Origin of the sequence: Maribacter sp. (genome assembly GCF_049667165.1) — a bacterium.
In the GTDB taxonomy this organism is placed as follows: Bacteria; Bacteroidota; Bacteroidia; order Flavobacteriales; family Flavobacteriaceae; genus Maribacter_A.
Genome location: NZ_JBATHS010000338.1, coordinates 1 through 16938, shown reverse-complemented (window position 1 = coordinate 16938; position 16938 = coordinate 1). Strand labels below are relative to the sequence as shown.

Annotated in this window: 15 protein-coding genes; 9 read left to right on the top strand and 6 right to left on the bottom strand. The window is 41.4% G+C overall.

Annotated elements, in window-relative coordinates; genetic code table 11:
• Nucleotides 1-77: 77 nt before the first annotated feature.
• Nucleotides 78-1952, bottom strand: coding sequence for a DUF4270 family protein (locus tag WBM98_RS15745; protein WP_424366978.1), 1875 nt, complete (start codon nt 1950-1952; stop codon nt 78-80).
• A gap of 5 nt (nt 1953-1957) precedes the next feature.
• The gene (locus WBM98_RS15740) at nt 1958-2767 is read right to left on the bottom strand and encodes a glycogen/starch synthase (RefSeq protein WP_424366977.1); all 810 of its coding nucleotides are present in this window, start codon (nt 2765-2767) and stop codon (nt 1958-1960) included.
• A 103-nt stretch (nt 2768-2870) separates the two neighbouring features.
• Here WBM98_RS15740 and panC point away from each other — a divergent pair, with 103 nt between their 5' ends.
• The 5 genes from panC to radA all read left to right on the top strand — a co-directional run bounded on the left by panC (nt 2871) and on the right by radA (nt 8054).
• Nucleotides 2871-3716, top strand: coding sequence for a pantoate--beta-alanine ligase (panC, locus tag WBM98_RS15735; protein WP_424366976.1), 846 nt, complete (start codon nt 2871-2873; stop codon nt 3714-3716).
• Between the two features lie 13 nt (nt 3717-3729).
• Nucleotides 3730-4080, top strand: a complete 351-nt coding sequence (panD, locus tag WBM98_RS15730; protein WP_424366975.1) for an aspartate 1-decarboxylase — start codon at nt 3730-3732, stop codon at nt 4078-4080.
• Between the two features lie 4 nt (nt 4081-4084).
• Nucleotides 4085-5050: a lysylphosphatidylglycerol synthase transmembrane domain-containing protein gene (locus WBM98_RS15725; protein ID WP_424366974.1), complete on the top strand. Its 966-nt coding sequence runs from the start codon at nt 4085-4087 to the stop codon at nt 5048-5050.
• Nucleotides 5051-5077: 27 nt separating this feature from the next.
• Entirely contained in the window at nt 5078-6220 is a 1143-nt protein-coding gene (locus WBM98_RS15720) for an alpha/beta hydrolase (protein WP_424366973.1), read from the top strand.
• Between the two features lie 472 nt (nt 6221-6692).
• Nucleotides 6693-8054 (top strand): DNA repair protein RadA, encoded by a 1362-nt coding sequence (gene radA / locus WBM98_RS15715; RefSeq protein WP_424366972.1) that lies wholly within the window; start codon nt 6693-6695, stop codon nt 8052-8054.
• Between the two features lie 104 nt (nt 8055-8158).
• Here the strand turns inward: radA and WBM98_RS15710 are convergent, their stop codons facing one another.
• The gene (locus WBM98_RS15710; RefSeq protein WP_424366971.1) at nt 8159-9199 is read right to left on the bottom strand and encodes an aldo/keto reductase; all 1041 of its coding nucleotides are present in this window, start codon (nt 9197-9199) and stop codon (nt 8159-8161) included.
• Nucleotides 9200-9275: 76 nt separating this feature from the next.
• Complete coding sequence (locus tag WBM98_RS15705; RefSeq protein ID WP_424366970.1) at nt 9276-10037, bottom strand: exodeoxyribonuclease III; 762 nt, start codon at nt 10035-10037, stop codon at nt 9276-9278.
• Nucleotides 10038-10201: 164 nt separating this feature from the next.
• Here WBM98_RS15705 and WBM98_RS15700 point away from each other — a divergent pair, with 164 nt between their 5' ends.
• Entirely contained in the window at nt 10202-10720 is a 519-nt protein-coding gene (locus WBM98_RS15700) for a hypothetical protein (RefSeq protein WP_424366969.1), read from the top strand.
• A 22-nt stretch (nt 10721-10742) separates the two neighbouring features.
• A complete protein-coding gene (locus WBM98_RS15695; protein ID WP_424366968.1) occupies nt 10743-11291 on the top strand; it encodes a DUF3575 domain-containing protein in 549 nt (182 codons plus the stop codon).
• A 25-nt stretch (nt 11292-11316) separates the two neighbouring features.
• Here WBM98_RS15695 and WBM98_RS15690 read toward each other — a convergent pair whose 3' ends face one another.
• Nucleotides 11317-12207 (bottom strand): leucine-rich repeat domain-containing protein, encoded by an 891-nt coding sequence (locus WBM98_RS15690; protein WP_424366967.1) that lies wholly within the window; start codon nt 12205-12207, stop codon nt 11317-11319.
• A 302-nt stretch (nt 12208-12509) separates the two neighbouring features.
• On the opposite strand from WBM98_RS15690, the gene WBM98_RS15685 reads away from it, so the two are divergent.
• Together WBM98_RS15685 and WBM98_RS15680 are read left to right on the top strand one after the other, a co-directional pair.
• On the top strand, nt 12510-14591 hold the full coding sequence (locus tag WBM98_RS15685; RefSeq protein ID WP_424366966.1) for a TonB-dependent receptor family protein: 2082 nt from the start codon (nt 12510-12512) through the stop codon (nt 14589-14591).
• 113 nt (nt 14592-14704) lie between these two features.
• Nucleotides 14705-15664: a hypothetical protein gene (locus tag WBM98_RS15680; protein WP_424366965.1), complete on the top strand. Its 960-nt coding sequence runs from the start codon at nt 14705-14707 to the stop codon at nt 15662-15664.
• 100 nt (nt 15665-15764) lie between these two features.
• Here the strand turns inward: WBM98_RS15680 and WBM98_RS15675 are convergent.
• A partial coding sequence (locus tag WBM98_RS15675) for a glycine--tRNA ligase (protein WP_424366964.1) occupies nt 15765-16938 on the bottom strand: 1174 nt, incomplete at its 5' end.

The window sequence follows — 16938 nt, the reverse complement described above, 5'->3', positions numbered from 1 at the left end:
ATGTAAAACGTCAATAATCTGTAAGTGGTATACTACCGCTATAAAACCGATTGAATTATGTACTGGGGGAAAGTTTTTTATTGATCCGTTTCTGTATAGAATATTTCCAACTTTAAACGTTTATCTCCATTCTCTTGGGTTGCACCATGTAGTATAGTGCCCAAAGGACTCAAGGTGGAAGCTGCCGGTATGTCCATCTCGCCATCCTCAAAAATGGCATTGCCAAAAACATTCAAGACATCAATGTTGATGTCGGGTGTATTGGTAAGTCCCAAGGTGGCGTTGGTAGCGTCCCTAATAATCAAGTCATTGATATAGTCTGTTATTCTTATCGTATATTTTTCACCTATACCATCCGAAGATTTTTTGATAACCCCATCATAGTTAAGGTATCTTCCAAAAAGTGGCAGGGACGAATCATCGGTTACTTCGGTCGCTGTATTAATCAAAGGGGAACTTTCATCCAAATTATGCAAATAAAGCCGCGGTGGTTCTATTATACCCCCGGGGACGGCAATGGCCTCCTTATCCACATAAAACACCAAATTAGCCTCATTGATGATCCAATTATTGCTTTTGATCTGATCGATGACATTCTGGGCTTCTGCCGTATCCTCTGAAAACAATTTTATTTCGGTATAAGCCCCAGCACCACCTTTTACAAAAATGCTCGACGCATTTTCCCCAGTATCCATCGCACTTGAGATATTCGCGGGATAGGGTTCGTTCTGAAAGGTGTTCACTACGTTCCAATTCGTGTTCTGACTGTATAAATTAAATACGAATTCCGCTTGCTCTTGAACTACCTCATCGTCCGAAGTATCATCGGCGGTATCGTTGGTGTCTACCCGATCATAATGATAATACAGCGTAACAGAAGCCCCACTAACATCAAGTAGCAACATTACATCTTGTGAACTTGGCACTACGGATAAATGCAAGCCCCGTAAAAAATCATTGAAATTTGCTTGGCTTAAAAGTTCTGGGTCCCCTTCCTTATCAATTATATTTTCTTGAAAGAAACTATTGTCCAATGGCACCCTGATACCTGGCTCAATGCGCTGGAACAAAGCAGATTCATCTTCATCGGTTTCAGTGTCATCCTGTTGGTTCAACAAGAACTGTTTATCATCGATCACATAGCTTCCCTGAAATAGTAGATCTGAAACGAAATCGGGTGAAAACTGTTGGGATGAAAAATATTCCTGGGCTTCCTGAAAATTTGAACCTGGATCTAAATCCCTTAAAAAGTATGTAGAACGTTCAACTTTTAAATCGAAGGAAGTTTCAACATCCTTATCATAGCTACCACCATCGACATACACACTATCGATATCGACCCTTCGTGCATAATTGTTCGTGGCTGTGGAGTCATCTTCCCCATCATTGATACCATCGCCATCTGAATCCTGGTTGAGGGGGTCGGTTCCCCCCGAGGTTTCTTGGGAATCAGTCAGTCCATCCCCATCGGTATCACTGTTTGCATCTTCAGGATCTATATCAAAAAGATCAGACACCCCGTCATTGTCCAAATCCCCTTTGGGATTCTTGAGATAAGGGATGTATAAGAACACCGAATCGATGGTTTCCTCTTCCGGAATTGTGTTTATACTCGTATCATTATCGGCATTGTCCTCGATTTCCTGGGTATAAAACCCAAAGGTAGGCTTGGCCAATGACAATACTAATTGAGCTGTAATTTGCGCGTCGGTCTTCCCATAGATAGGATCGTTGTAAATTCCCAATTGATATAGGGGCAATCGATTCGTACGTACGGCATTTGTCTTTTTATTATAGGCAAATACATCAAACTCCGCCCTATCCGTTTTAAAAGGCTCACCGCCAATAACCTCCGAACCTATTGTTGTAATTTCCTCTTTACAGGAAACAAAGGCTACCATAAACAATGCACCCGTTAGCACAGGGAAATTAACTCGCTTAAAAAAACTCATTTAGATTATTTTAAAACTTCAGTGTTATAGAAATTTGCATATGCTTCTTCAAAACCTTGTAAAGGAACATAAGGCAACACGGGTTTTTCTAGGTTGGAAATATGGTTTAGTAAATCTTCTGGAATATCTTCCGCGGCTAAAATAATAGCATCGGAATAATCTACCGCCACTTTTAACAAATTATTATAGTTCGGGGTTTTAAGGGTGCTAATAGCATCCTCTGAAATACCGTCGAAGGTAATCTTCTTGATCATATCCTTATCAAGTGCGTCATCAAAACCTTTGCCATATACCGAAGTAACTATCTTGCTGTCCCCGAATAGAGGCTCATCAGCGTAGTATTTTTTCAAATACAAAGGTAAAAGGGATGCCAACCACCCATGCACATGGATGATATCGGGGGACCAATTCAATTTTTTCACAGTTTCAACGACACCTTTAGCGAAAAATATGGCCCTTTGGTCATTGTCCTCAAAAAGTTTCCCTTCCGTATCCGTAAAGGTGGCCTTTCGTTTAAAATACTCCTCATTGTCGATGAAATAAACCTGTATGCGCTCTTTTGGTATTGAAGCTACCTTTATAATAAGGGGCATATCGATATCGTTTATGACCAGATTCATCCCTGATAAACGAATTACCTCATGTAATTGATGCCTACGTTCATTGATGTTCCCGTATCTGGGCATAAAAATCCTAATTTGGCCGCCATTGCTATTGACCATCCTTGGGGTTTCGTATGACATTAAGGAAACTTCGTTCTCTGGGAGGTAGGGGACTAATTCTGAAGATACAAACAATATCTTTTTACCATTCATAAAAGCAATATTTTATTTATCTTGAAAAGATTGCTGCAAAATTACAAAAATTATGCAGATTAGCAGTATTTATAGTAAGTTTGCTCCCTTTTAAATGAAACCTATGTTGCTGATCAAAACCAGAAAACAACTTAAGGAACATCTTTGGGCATTGGATAAAAAGGATGATCTTGGGCTGGTGCCTACAATGGGGGCTTTACATATAGGACATGCAGCCTTGATCCAAAGGGCGGTTGCCGAGAATTCCGTTGTTGTGGTAAGTATTTTTGTGAATCCAACCCAGTTCAACAATCCTGAGGATCTGAAAAATTATCCGCAGACACTGACTGCCGATTTGGAAATCATTGGTAACATAGCAAAGGACATTATCGTCTTTGCACCTCACATACAAGAGATGTACACCGAAAAAGTCAAATCGGAATCGTATGATTTCGATGGCTTGGACAAGGTTATGGAAGGTGCCTTTAGGGCGGGACATTTTGATGGTGTAGGTACCATAGTAGAAGCACTATTGACCTTGGTGAAACCCACTAGGGCCTATTTTGGCGAAAAGGATTTTCAACAACTTCAGATCATAAAAAAGCTTACCGAAATCAGGAACATTCCCGTTGAAATCATTGGTTGCCCGATTGTCAGGGAGGCCAATGGATTGGCCTATAGTTCCAGAAACGAAAGGTTATCAAAAAGCATGAGGGAGAAGGCCTCATTTATTTACAGGACCTTAAAGGCTGCCAAAAAGAAATTTGGCACGGAAAGTGCTATAAACGTTAAGGAATGGGTGAAAAAACAATTTGAGCAACATCCAGATTTGAAGCTTGAGTATATTGAGATTACCCCAACCAATACATTGAAACCTGTTCTTAGAAAATATAAAAACATAAAATATAGGGCGTTCATTGCCGTTTATGCTGAAGATGTGCGACTAATAGACAATATTGCCCTTAATTAATTAACTTTGTCCCATGCAAATAGAAGTTGTAAAATCGAAAATCCACCGCATTAGGGTTACCGGTGCAGACCTCAACTATATTGGTAGTATTACCATAGACGAAGATTTGATGGATGCAGCGAACATTATTCAAGGCGAAAAAGTCCAGATTGTGAACAATAATAATGGGGAACGATTGGAAACCTATGTTATTCCAGGACCTCGGGGTAGTGGAGAGCTTACCTTGAACGGCGCCGCTGCGCGAAAAGTTGCAGTTGGTGATATTTTGATATTGATCACTTATGCCAGAATGGATATTGAGGAGGCCAGAACATTCAAACCTGCCTTGGTTTTTCCGAATGAGGCTACGAACCTGTTAAATTGATTTTTTGACCATCTCCATAAAAAAGTCCTTAAAAACCATACTCCCAATTGCCTTGGGAGTTTTTTTGGTTTGGTACTGGTACGATTCGACCTCCGAAGCTGATAGGGAACAGATCATATATCATATCAAGGAGGCAGATATGTTTTGGGTCGGTCTCTCCTTACTATTAGGGGTTATTGCCTATGTGGCCAGGGCCATACGATGGAATTACTTGTTGAAGCCATTAGGCTATCAACCAAAATTAAGTAACAACCTTTTGATCATCCTTATTTCTTATTTCGCCAATTTAGGTATCCCTAGGTCAGGTGAAATATTGCGTGCCACTGCCTTGACCACCTATGAAAGTGTGCCTTTTGAAAAGGGGTTCGGCACCATTGTTACAGAAAGAGTGATCGATTTGATCATGCTCTTGACCATTATTTCAACTACCCTTATTTTACAAACAGAGATTATCGTTGAATTTCTTCAAAACAGGGGTTTCAATTACAAAAGCATTCTACTGATGTTATTCCTAGGGATCTTAGGGGCATTGATTTTCTTCCTATTCATTAAAAAATCCTCAACCGGGATCGCGGTAAAAATAAAAAAATTCGTAAAAGGTTTGTTAGACGGGGTTCTTAGCATTTTTAAAATGAAGAACAAATGGGCTTTTGCATTTTTCACGTTGCTCATTTGGGGGTGTTATATTGGTATGTTCGTGGTCATTAAATATACGGTTGCAGAAACCGTTCCCTTGACCATAAGCCAACTCTTGGTGGCCTTTGTAGCTGGTGCATTTGCCATAACTACAACAAATGGTGGGGTAGGACTATACCCTATCGCCGTGAGCAAGGCCTTGGCCATTTTTGGGGTCAGTTCGGTTTCAGGGGATGCCTTTGGATGGATTATGTGGATATCACAAACGGTCGTGGTGGTGGTTTTCGGGGCAATATCTTTTCTGTTATTGCCGTTATTGAACAGAAACCGGTAACAAGGTAAGTTACCATAATGCTTTTCTATGCGACGTTTACCCCTACTTTTGGCTTTTCTTGCCTGTTATGCACTTAATGCCCAAATAAGCAAAGAGATATTCGAATCCTTTAAACTTCAGGAAAGAAGGGATGTCAGTTATTATTTCCCCGAAGATGATGACAAGGATCAAAAACACCCACTCATCGTCGTTTTGGATGCCGATTATCTATTTGATCAAGTAGTGGCGACTTCCAAATTCTACAGTAGGTTCCATGGTATGCCTACGTCTATTGTTGTTGGCATTCACCAAAGCAAGGAAAGTATTCGATTGGATGATTGTGCTTTTGACGAGGAAACAGGATTGCCTGCCGAAAAAGGAAATGGGTTTTTCGAATTCCTCGGGATGGAAATCATTCCTTATCTCGATTTGAATTACAATACAGCGCCTTTTAAAATGATTGTTGGCTATGATATTACAGCCAATTTTGAAAACTATTGGTTGTTCAAGGAAAATTCAATGTTCAATGCGTATATCAATATTTCACCCACCTTGGCTCCTGATATGGAAATCAACGTACCGCAAAGATTGAAAGCTATTAACCAGCAGATTTTCTATCAACTGATCCTTGAGGGCGAGAAAAATAAGGACACCCCCAGAATCTTAGCCATGGATAAGGCCATTAAGGCCATTGACAAAGAATCATTGCATTATTATTTTGACGAGTACCCCAATGCAGATCACACCTCTATCGTAACCTATGGAATCGGGAAGGCCTTCGACAATATCTTTGGCATGTTCAAACCTATAAGTCCGAAAGAATACAAAACCCAGATTTTGACCTCAGAAGAACCAGTCTTCAACTATTTGGAAACCAAATATAAGACCATTGAGAATTTATTTGGAATCAAAAAGACGGTTGCCCTCAATGATATCATGGCCATCTATGCCGGTATCCGTAAAAAAGAGGATTTGGAATCCTTAAAGCCCTTATCGGATTTATGCAAGGTCGAATTTCCCAGCACCATGTTGGGCTTTTATTTCGAAGGGGAATATTATGAGCAATTGGGGGAGCCCAAAAAAGCGCTACGTACCTTTGAAAAAGCATTTGGTATGGAAGAAATCGATTTCCTGACCAAGGAAATGGCCCTTGAAAAAATCGATGCCTTAAAAGCGGATTTCGGGTATTGAAAAAAAGTTTAGGAGTTTAGGAGAGGGTTAAGATACGCGTGTTACGGGATTAATAGCGCAGTCTAGAACTCAACTCTTGGACAAATAAGGAGGTCTCGACTCCGCTCGACCGGACATTTTTGCTCATGACCTTCTTAACTTTATGACTGCCCACGATAGTCTACACCAAAGGCGAAAAGGTCTAACGAATGGCATACCAAGCAAGCAAATAAAATAATACCGGCATTTTGCTGATGTTACATTCGTACCCTAATCAAACATTTTACAGCAATCCACCAACACCCCTAAGGTCCCACTTCGACAAGATCAGTACAGTGCCTCAAGTGTGCAATCGTACAATTCAATTTCACGTTGCCATAAACTTATAAACTTTCTAAACTCATAAACTTTACCCAAGAAGTAGGCAATCAAAAACAAACCTTGGTTTTTATCCCCATCCGCAATATCTTAGCGCCAAACCCTAATCCAAGGAATGGCCAAAACCAAAACAACATTTTTTTGTCAAAACTGTGGTACCCAATACGCCAAATGGGTAGGACAATGCATGGCCTGTAAGGAATGGAACACCGTTGTGGAAGAGGTCATCCAAAAAGAAGAGACAAAGGGATGGAAGCGCGCCTCTAATACCGCAAAAAAAATAGCTAAACCATTACGAATCAATGAGATTAATATTGATAAAGAATTGCGTTTAAATACATATGACCTTGAATTCAATCGGGTGCTTGGGGGAGGACTTGTTCCTGGATCTATGGTCTTATTGGGTGGGGAACCTGGTGTCGGAAAAAGTACCTTACTGCTTCAAATCGCTTTAAAGCTCCCGTATAAAACCCTGTATGTTTCCGGTGAGGAGAGTCAAAAACAAATCAAGATGCGGGCAGACCGTATTCTTCCCAACAGTGAAAATTGCTATATCCTTACAGAAACCAAAACCCAGAATATATTTCAACAGATCGAAGCGATGGAACCTGACATCGTGGTCATAGATTCTATCCAAACACTGCATTCCGACTATATCGAATCGGCTGCGGGAAGCATTTCACAAATACGGGAATGCGCCGCGGAACTCATAAAATTCGCGAAGGAAACCAATACGCCCGTGATTTTGATTGGGCACATTACCAAGGATGGATCCATAGCGGGGCCAAAAATACTAGAGCATATGGTCGATACGGTACTTCAATTTGAAGGCGATCGAAATTATGTATACCGCATTCTCAGGGCACTCAAAAACCGATTTGGATCTACCGCGGAACTCGGTATTTATGAGATGCAGGGCAGCGGTTTACGGGAAGTGAACAACCCCTCGGAAATATTGATTTCAAAAAACGACGAAGGGCTCAGTGGTACCGCAATTGCCTCAACGGTTGAAGGCATGCGTCCTTTGATGATAGAAATCCAAGCCTTGGTAAGCACCGCGGTCTATGGTACCCCCCAACGTTCAACAACAGGGTACAATGCCAAACGCTTGAATATGCTCTTGGCAGTACTTGAGAAAAGGGCAGGATTCAAATTGGGGGCCAAAGATGTATTCCTGAACATTACTGGCGGAATTACCGTCGATGACCCGGCCATTGATCTGGCCGTAATCGCCGCCATTCTATCCAGCAATTCCGATATTCCCATTGAAAAAGGGATATGTTTTGCCGCCGAGGTTGGTCTGGCAGGGGAGATTAGGCCTGTGCAGCGTGTTGAACAACGTATTCTCGAAGCTGAAAAATTAGGGTTCAGCACCATTTATGTTTCCAAAAACAACAAAATAAGCCTGAAAAATCCAAAAATCAATATTGTCCTTGCCACCAGGATCGAGGATGTGGTACGCAGCTTATTCGACTAACGCTTATCCCGCATTATTCGAGCGATGACCAAGATAATTATGATCACCGCGATGATCAATACCAGTTGTCCGAAACCTACACTAAGAAAATACATAGAAAGGATTTATGGTGATGGATTAGGAATTTCTTGATGTATGGCATTGATGCCCTTTAGGAGTTCATTACTAATACCAACCTCCATAGTACCGATATTCTGCTTGAGTTGATCCATGGTGGTCGCCCCGATGATCGTACTGGTTACAAAAGGTCTGGTATTAACGAACGCCAAAGCCATTTGAGACAACGACATCCCATGGTGCGTTGCAAGCTCAAAATATTTTTGGGTGGCCTTTGTCGCATTTGCGCCTGCATACCGATTGTAATTAGGAAATAGCGCCAATCTAGACTTTTCAGGAAGCGAACCACCTAAATATTTGCCACTCAGTACACCAAATCCCAGGGGGGAATAGGCCAAAAGCCCTATTTGCTCCCTGACGGCTATCTCACTTAAGCCAATTTCGAATATTCGATTTAATAAGTTATACGGATTTTGAATGGTGATCATTCTAGGAAGACTCGAATGAACCTTACTCTCTTCCAAATACCGCATCGTTCCCCATGGCGTTTCATTTGAAATGCCCACCTGCCGTATTTTACCTTCACGGATCAAATCTCGAAATGTTTCAAGAACCTGATGAAAATTGTCCTCCCAATGGTCGGTAATATCATGTTCATACCCCCTTTGCCCAAAATAATTCGTGGAGCGTTCGGGCCAATGCAGTTGGTATAAATCAATATAATCAGTCTGCAATCGTTCCAAACTGCCGTTAACAGCACTTATGATCGCTTCTTTCGAAAAACCGGTAGTTCGTATGAACTTTGAATAATCGCCATTCCCTGCAATTTTAGATGCCAAAACGACCTGGTCACGGTTTTTGTTTTTTTTGAACCAGTTGCCAATGATCATTTCGGTATGGGCATACCGGTCGGGGTGGGCCGGAATTGGGTATAATTCAGCGGTATCGAAAAAATTGATGCCTTGATCAACGGCGTAATCCATCTGTTCATGCCCTTCAGCTTCTGTATTCTGATTGCCCCAGGTCATGGTCCCCAAACAAATTTTGCTAACTTCGATATCGGTATGGGGTAATTTGGTATAAATCATTCGATGTACGGTACTTTTTTATTTTTAAAGGCACAAATTTACGAATATTATTTCCTCGCAGACCGACGCTTTTGCATTATCCCAATTCAACAAGAATCGGGCAATGGTCGCTGTGTTTGGCATTGGATAAAATAACCGATCTTTTTAACCTATTTTCAAGGGCCTCGCTCACCATACCATAATCCAAACGCCATCCCTTATTATTGTTCCTTGCATTGGCGCGGTAGGTCCACCAGGTATAGTTATGGGGATCTTCATTAAAATACCTGAAACTATCGATGAATCCACTTTGTATAAAGTTCCCGATCCATTCCCTTTCCACTGGCAAAAAACCCGATACATTTTTATTGCGGATAGGATCATGAATATCAATGGCCCGATGGCAGATATTGTAATCGCCCAGGATAATCAAATTGGGATATTCCTTTCTTAGGTCGTCCACATATTTCTGAAATTCGGCCATATAATTCAACTTAAAACCCAACCGATCCATATTCGTTCCCGATGGCAGATAGAGACTCATGATAGACACCCCATTAAAATCGGCACGGAGGTTTCTTCCCTCAAAATCCATATAATCGATGCCTGTACCGTACGCAACCTGTTCGGGTTTTTGCTTGCTCAATATGGCCACGCCACTATAGCCTTTTTTCTGTGCACTGAACCAATAATTATATGAATAGCCGGCCTCCTCAAATAATGAAAGATCCAATTGTTCTTTCATGGCCTTGATTTCCTGAAGGCATATAACATCAGGGTCAGCAGCCTTTAACCAGTCTAAAAAACCTTTATTTATGGCAGCTCGAATGCCATTGACATTGTATGAAGCTATTTTCAATTCCCTTAATTTTCCCTAAAAATAAGGATTGTTTTTTGTTCATTCTCCTTCATTGCGACTTATATAAAATAGAAGGTAAATGTATTTAAACCCAATATTAGCTTCTATTTTTACCGCTTTGGAACAAGATTTGATTCGTTCAGAAAGGATAAACACATTGCCCAATGAAAAATCTATATATTGTAATTGCTCTTTTGAGCACAGGAGTATTAAGTGCCCAGGCCTATCCCAGGTTCACCAATAACAATGAACTCAAGTTCAATATCGGTTTGTTTTTGGCCAACAGTACCGTGGAGGGATCCTATGAATATTTTCTCAATGAGGACACGAGTATCGGTGGAACCCTCTATTTCGATAGCGATGCAACGGATTATAATGGAAATTTTGGGATAGGACCCAATTTGAGGGCCTATTTTGGTTATATGCCAAGAAGTGGTTTCTTTGCTGAAGCCTTTGGGCTCTATTATACCGGTGAGGATGAAATACCCGATAACAATCTTGGGGTGCGTAATAACGATTATAGTACCACCGCATTGGGTTTGGGCATTGGCAACAAATGGGTAACACAAAGTGAAAAATTCAGTATGGAACTGAGTGCTGGCATCGGACGGAACATAAATCCAGAGGATTTTCAGGACACCTTTATGTTTCGTGCCGGACTTTCAATTGGTTTTAGGTTTTAAGTTGATCCATAATATTTGAAATATGTATAAATCAATTATTTGCGCGCTGTTCTCCATAATACTGGCAACTACAATTCAGGCTCAGGATGAAGGGAATGAACCACAGGCCTCCAGCGAATTTAAGATGAACGCCTCGAACCTTATAGCCTTCACATTTTTGGATGTTTCCTATGAAGCGCTATTGAATGAAGAGTCTTCACTGGGCTTAGGGGTATTGTTCAATATAGGGGATGACAATTTCTTGGATGAATACCGAACATTTTCATTGACCCCCTATTATCGACAATATTTCTCTAAAGGGTATGCCAAGGGATTCTTTGTCGAAGGATTTGGCATGTTGAATACAGGCAAGGAGGAATACTATTATTATAGCGACATCACTGGTTTTGAAGAAGTTTCCGATGATAAATACACAGCTTTCGCCTTGGGTATTTCCGTTGGCGGAAAATTCGTGACGAAAAGAGGATTTGTAGCCGAGATATATGGCGGTATTGGCCGTAACTTGGTGGGTAGTGACTATTTTACCGATATTGTGGGCCGTGGCGGCATTTCATTGGGTTACCGATTTTAGCCATAAAATGACAATGCCAACTTCCTTAATCGACATCCTCGAATTTGGTGTCCGCCATTCTGGTGTCCTGTTTAAAGTCGAAATTGTGAATGGCATCATCATTAAAACGTAAAATCTTATCCCCAACATCAAAGACGGCAAAGTTCGCTTTCCTCGCCGAATTCTGAAAGGCCACATCCACGCCGATATTGTTGTTCTGCAATTGTAGTACCTTTAATCTTGGGAGTGCAAGTATTGCATTGGGTACCGTTCCGCTTAATTGATTTTCAAAAAGAACAAGGCGGTTAAGATTCAAGAGTTCTCCAAGGCTTTCAGGAATGGTGCCTTCAATTTTATTGCTTCCAAGTTCCAAGCCTTCCAACTGCGTTAAATTTCCGATGGATTGTGGAATCTGGCCTTCGATGCCATTATGGGATAACACCAAAGATTTCAAATGGGCCAACCTCCCTATACTCGATGGTAAAGCTCCTGAGAACTCATTATCAAAAAGCTCCAAAACCTCGAGGAACTGCAAATTTCCAATATGTTCAGGAATTGAGCCCGTTAGCTTGTTTTTTCCCATACGTAGCTCCCTTAATTCCTTGAAGTTTTCTATTTCTGTGGGAATTTGTCCGCTTAATTTGTTGAATGCAACATTGAGTACCTTTAAATGTTGCAACTTGTATATTGATTGCGGTAATTGGCCCACCAGATTATTATTGAACAAATGAAGACCAATAATACGATCATTCTCAATTTCAACACCGTGCCAATTGGCAATAGGCTCATCCAACGACCAGCTCATCGTCCAGTGCTCTCCTTGGGTCATACGAAACAACTCCAACAAAACCTCTTTTTCAGATTGGGATACTTTTGCGTACATGCCAAAACCGATCATCACGAAAAGCAGCAGAAGTACTCTATTTTTAAGGATCATAGATGGTCATAATTTAGGTTTTCGGAAGTCTATTAATAATTCGATATTGTAGTCTTTTGACTACATTTAGGTGGTCAATATAGGAAAGGTTATCCTAATTGATAGTATTTATATTACAAAACGTTGTGTAAAACAACTTTGTTGTTGTGATCATCCATAAAATTGATGTGGTATTTTGAACAATCCCTGATTTTCATCTTTTATCCTCAGGTATTCCTGTCTTAAATGAAAGTGTGTTTACCCGTTGAAAACTGAACGTGAATTTATTGTTATTCCTGCTTTTTGTTACCTATCTTAGGGTTATGAGATATTTATCCCTGGTTTATTTCTTCATTTTCACGCACACCATATCCTTAGCCCAAGAACCTCTGGTCAAGGACAGTATCACCCAATTGAAAGAAGTGGTCTTGATCGATTCGGTAAAGAAGAAACAAGCGACGGGCATAGTGCCTTCGCAGATTATCGGTTTCAAAGTCTTTCAAAATTTCAGTCCGGTTGAAATGGTCACTTCCCTGAACCAGATTTCCGGGGTTTATGTTCTTTCTGGAGCCTTGAACACCAATCGAATCACAATTCGGGGTGTAGGGGCCAGAACACCCTATGGAACGGACAAATTACGTCTTTACTATAATGATATCCCCGTTACCAACGGTTCCGGTTTTTCAACCATCGAAGCCTATGATCTTGAGGATATGAATTCCATTGAAGTAATCAAGGGCCCCAAAGGAACGGCCTTTGGCGCCAATTTAGGAGGGGCGATCATATTGAACCCGAAAGAGGCTTTGCAACAGGCGACCACCCTTCGTAATAATCTTACCGTTGGTTCTTATGGTTTATTAAAAAACAGTCTTGGTTTTACCCATGCCGATCATCAGTTTTCCTTGGAACTTCGTTATGGCCATATGGGCTTGGATGGCTATCGGGAAAACAGTCGTTTTGATCGCGATGGCGTTTTAGTGAATACCTCTTTCACCATCAACGACAAAAACAAGATCGCATTTTTATTCAACCATATAGATTATACCGCCCAAATCGCCAGTTCAATAAGCCAAAGTGCATTTGATGAGGACCCTACCCAGGCAGCATTTACCTGGAAGGCCTCCAAAGGGTATGAAGCTAATAAATATACATTGGCGGGACTTTCCTTTACCCATGGTTTTAACCAAAAGCTTTCGAATACCACCAGTGTTTTTTATACCTATTTAGATCATTATGAACCCCGACCTTTTAATATTTTGGATGAATTTACCAATGGGTATGGATTCAGAACCCGATTCCTGGGCGACTTTAAATTTGGAGAGCACCCAAGCCAATACTCCGTAGGTGCCGAACTTTATAAAGATGAATATAACTGGGCCACCTATGAAAACCTATATGAAACCAATAATGGTCAAGGAAGTCTAACAGGTGATGTGCTGAGCGATAATAAGGAATTTCGAACGCAATTCAATGCTTTTGGTACCTTGACCCTACCTTTTGCCAGTTTTTTTTCTGCACAACTGGGTATGAATATCAATAAGACCCACTATGATTTTAGGGATATGTACCATACAGGAGCGGAAGATACCAGTGGAAAACGCAGTTTTGATATCATTTTTTCACCCAGCCTTACTTTGATGTATACATTCTATCCCAAACAACATATGTATTTGAACATTAGTCGTGGGTATTCTAACCCAAGTTTGGAAGAGACCTTGACCCCAGAGGGCGTCATTAATCCGGATATCGCGCAAGAAACCGGTACCAACTACGAGTTGGGAAGCGAACTGTTTTTAGATAACAATAATTTAAGGATCAATCTGGCCCTATACCGTATGTCCATTAAAAATCTACTCGTGGCCCAGCGTGTCGGTGAGGACGAATATATCGGTAAGAATGCCGGAAGTACGAAGCATCAGGGTGTGGAACTTGATATGGACTATAAACTTGACCTTATCCCAAAATTTATAGTAACCCCATTTATCAGCTATTCATACAGCAACCATAAGTTTGTAGAGTTCGTTGATGAAGGGAACGATTATTCGGGCAACCCTTTGACCGGGGTTCCCAAGCATCGATTGAATACCGGACTTCAAGTACAAGGTCGAAATGGGCTTTATTGGAATACCACCTATCAGTATGTAGGTGCCATTCCGCTGACCGATGCGAATACGATATCAAGTGCTTCCTATAATTTGCTGCATACCCGACTAGGTTTTAAAAAACAACTTTCCCAGAAGTTCTCCATTGGCCTCGATATGGGTATCAATAACGTGACAGATACCAAATACGCCCAATCGGTATTGATCAATGCCGTGGGTTTCGGGGGTAGTGCCCCCCGTTATTTTTACCCGGGCAATGACCGAAACCTATATGGCGGATTACAGTTGAATTATGTGTTATAAATAACTTTTACTTTTTGCGGTATTGGTTAACTTAGTACCATCAATCATGATATTCATAAAAAAATAACAACACCTTGAAGCTTGAATGCATATACTTTGTTTTATTTATTTGGTTGACATTATCACTAACTGCCTGTACCCCCAATAAAGCGTTGGTGATTGCATCTTCGGATACAAGCCATGGTTTAATCACAGAACTCAATACATCCGGTGGATCAAGTGGTATGGAACAGATAGGTGACCGGTCATATTTGGTCGTCTATGACCTAAAAAGGAATAACGATGGAATTCGATTAGGATTGGTGAGTGTCAGTCATAGTGCATTAACCGTTTCGCCAATACCCTTTACTTCTTGGGGCAAGGGTGGCATTGCCAATGATTTGGAAAGCATCTGTGCCGTTACGGGCAAGCCCAATGAATATTTAATCGCTGAATCGGGGGATTGGCAAGGCAAATTGGGGCGCATTTTCCATATTAGGGTAGATACTACAAAGCTAAAAGCCTCCATCATAGGGAGTGTGGAAATTCCTATGATACATCGAAATGATTTAGACGAAATTGGCGACCAATATGAGGCGATGGCCTGTTTGCCCTATGATGAAAACCAAAGAATAGTGGTTTTGGGTGAGCGTGGCGGTTCAACCGTTTACCCGAATGGCAAGGTACGATGGGGCATTCTCAATATTGATGATCATGCATTTATTATGGATGAAAAAGGCCTTGCAGGCATAGATGTCAATGTGCCAGGGAATTGGACCCATCGGGAAACCAAAAGGAATATTACCGATTTTCATATCGATCCAAATGGTGGTATTTGGGCCTCAGCATCGGAAGACCCAGGGGACATAGGACCATTTTATTCCGTAATCTATTTACTGGGACATATCGAGCTTCCAAACAAGGAAATTCCTTTTGCCATCCATAAGACCATAGAAGTTGCCAAAGACATCAATGGCTTTAAGGTAGAAGCATTATCAGGGCAATGCAAAGGCATTTCGGGTTCCCATTCTTTTGGAACGGAAGATGAGCTATTTGGCGGGGTATGGCGGCCCATAGACATTGAATCCAATTAACGGAATCACAATCGAGTCTGTAATCAATGCTACAGTACTGCCCTTGTTATTAGAATAACCAACCGGTCATTATCCTAACACATGCCCCCTGACTGCCCCTCTAACCCATGCGTTGTAGCCAGGTCCGCATATCCACTTCTTTATGAATAATACCTTTTACCGCTGAAATCGCAACCCGCTGCTGTTCCATGGTATCGCGGTGGCGAATGGTAACCGTTTCATCTTCGAGGGACTGGTGGTCTACCGTAATACAGAATGGGGTGCCGGCAGCATCCTGTCTCCGATAACGCCTACCCACGGCATCTTTTTCATCATAAATTACATTAAAGTCCCATTTAAGGTCTTCAATGATCTTATAGGCTACTTCAGGAAGTCCGTCTTTTTTCACCAAAGGCAAGACAGCCGCTTTGGTCGGTGCCAGAACCGCAGGCAATTTCAACACGGTTCGTGTCGTGTCATTGTCGAGCACCTCTTCCTGTAAGGAATGGGAAAAGACGGCCAAGAACATACGATCTAATCCAATGGAGGTTTCAACCACATAGGGCACATAATTCTCCTTAAGTTCAGGGTCGAAGTATTGTAGTTTTTTGTTGGAATATTTTTCGTGCTGACTCAAATCAAAATCGGTTCTGGAATGTATTCCTTCCAACTCTTTGAACCCAAATGGAAACCTGAATTCGATATCGGCCGCTGCATCGGCATAATGGGCCAACTTTTCATGGTCATGAAAGCGATAATTCGCTTCGCCCATGCCTAAGGATAAATGCCATTTCATTCTATTTTCCTTCCACTGTTCATACCATTCCTGCTGTGAACCGGGACGAATAAAGAATTGCATTTCCATTTGTTCGAACTCACGCATACGAAAGATGAACTGTCGGGCCACGATTTCATTCCGAAAGGCCTTGCCTGTTTGGGCTATACCAAACGGAATTTTCAAACGACTGGTTTTCTGGACATTCAAGAAGTTCACAAAGATACCTTGGGCAGTTTCAGGTCGTAAATATAGGTCCATCGCACTTTCTGCAGTGGCCCCTATTTTCGTGCCGAACATGAGATTGAACTGTTTTACATCGGTCCAATTCTTTGAGCCCGACATGGGGCAGGCGATATCCAATTCCTCGATAAGGTTTTTTACATCGACCAAGTCCTCATTTTCCAATGACCTTCCCAATCTTTTTAGGATCTCATCGGCTTTCTCCTGATATTCGATCACGCGTTGGTTGGTCGCCAAGAATTGGTCCTTGTCAAAAGCATCCCCGAAACGTTTTTCG

Excerpts from the sequence above, each read along its gene's own strand:
- WBM98_RS15745 (WP_424366978.1), bottom strand. The coding sequence starts at position 1,952 with ATGAGTTTTTTTAAGCGAGTTAATTTCCCTGTGCTAACGGGTGCATTG.
- WBM98_RS15740 (WP_424366977.1), bottom strand. The coding sequence starts at position 2,767 with ATGAATGGTAAAAAGATATTGTTTGTATCTTCAGAATTAGTCCCCTAC.
- panC (WP_424366976.1), top strand. The coding sequence starts at position 2,871 with ATGTTGCTGATCAAAACCAGAAAACAACTTAAGGAACATCTTTGGGCA.
- panD (WP_424366975.1), top strand. The coding sequence starts at position 3,730 with ATGCAAATAGAAGTTGTAAAATCGAAAATCCACCGCATTAGGGTTACC.
- WBM98_RS15720 (WP_424366973.1), top strand. The coding sequence starts at position 5,078 with ATGCGACGTTTACCCCTACTTTTGGCTTTTCTTGCCTGTTATGCACTT.
- radA (WP_424366972.1), top strand. The coding sequence starts at position 6,693 with ATGGCCAAAACCAAAACAACATTTTTTTGTCAAAACTGTGGTACCCAA.
- WBM98_RS15710 (WP_424366971.1), bottom strand. The coding sequence starts at position 9,199 with ATGATTTATACCAAATTACCCCATACCGATATCGAAGTTAGCAAAATT.
- WBM98_RS15700 (WP_424366969.1), top strand. The coding sequence starts at position 10,202 with ATGAAAAATCTATATATTGTAATTGCTCTTTTGAGCACAGGAGTATTA.
- WBM98_RS15695 (WP_424366968.1), top strand. The coding sequence starts at position 10,743 with ATGTATAAATCAATTATTTGCGCGCTGTTCTCCATAATACTGGCAACT.
- WBM98_RS15690 (WP_424366967.1), bottom strand. The coding sequence starts at position 12,207 with ATGATCCTTAAAAATAGAGTACTTCTGCTGCTTTTCGTGATGATCGGT.
- WBM98_RS15685 (WP_424366966.1), top strand. The coding sequence starts at position 12,510 with ATGAGATATTTATCCCTGGTTTATTTCTTCATTTTCACGCACACCATA.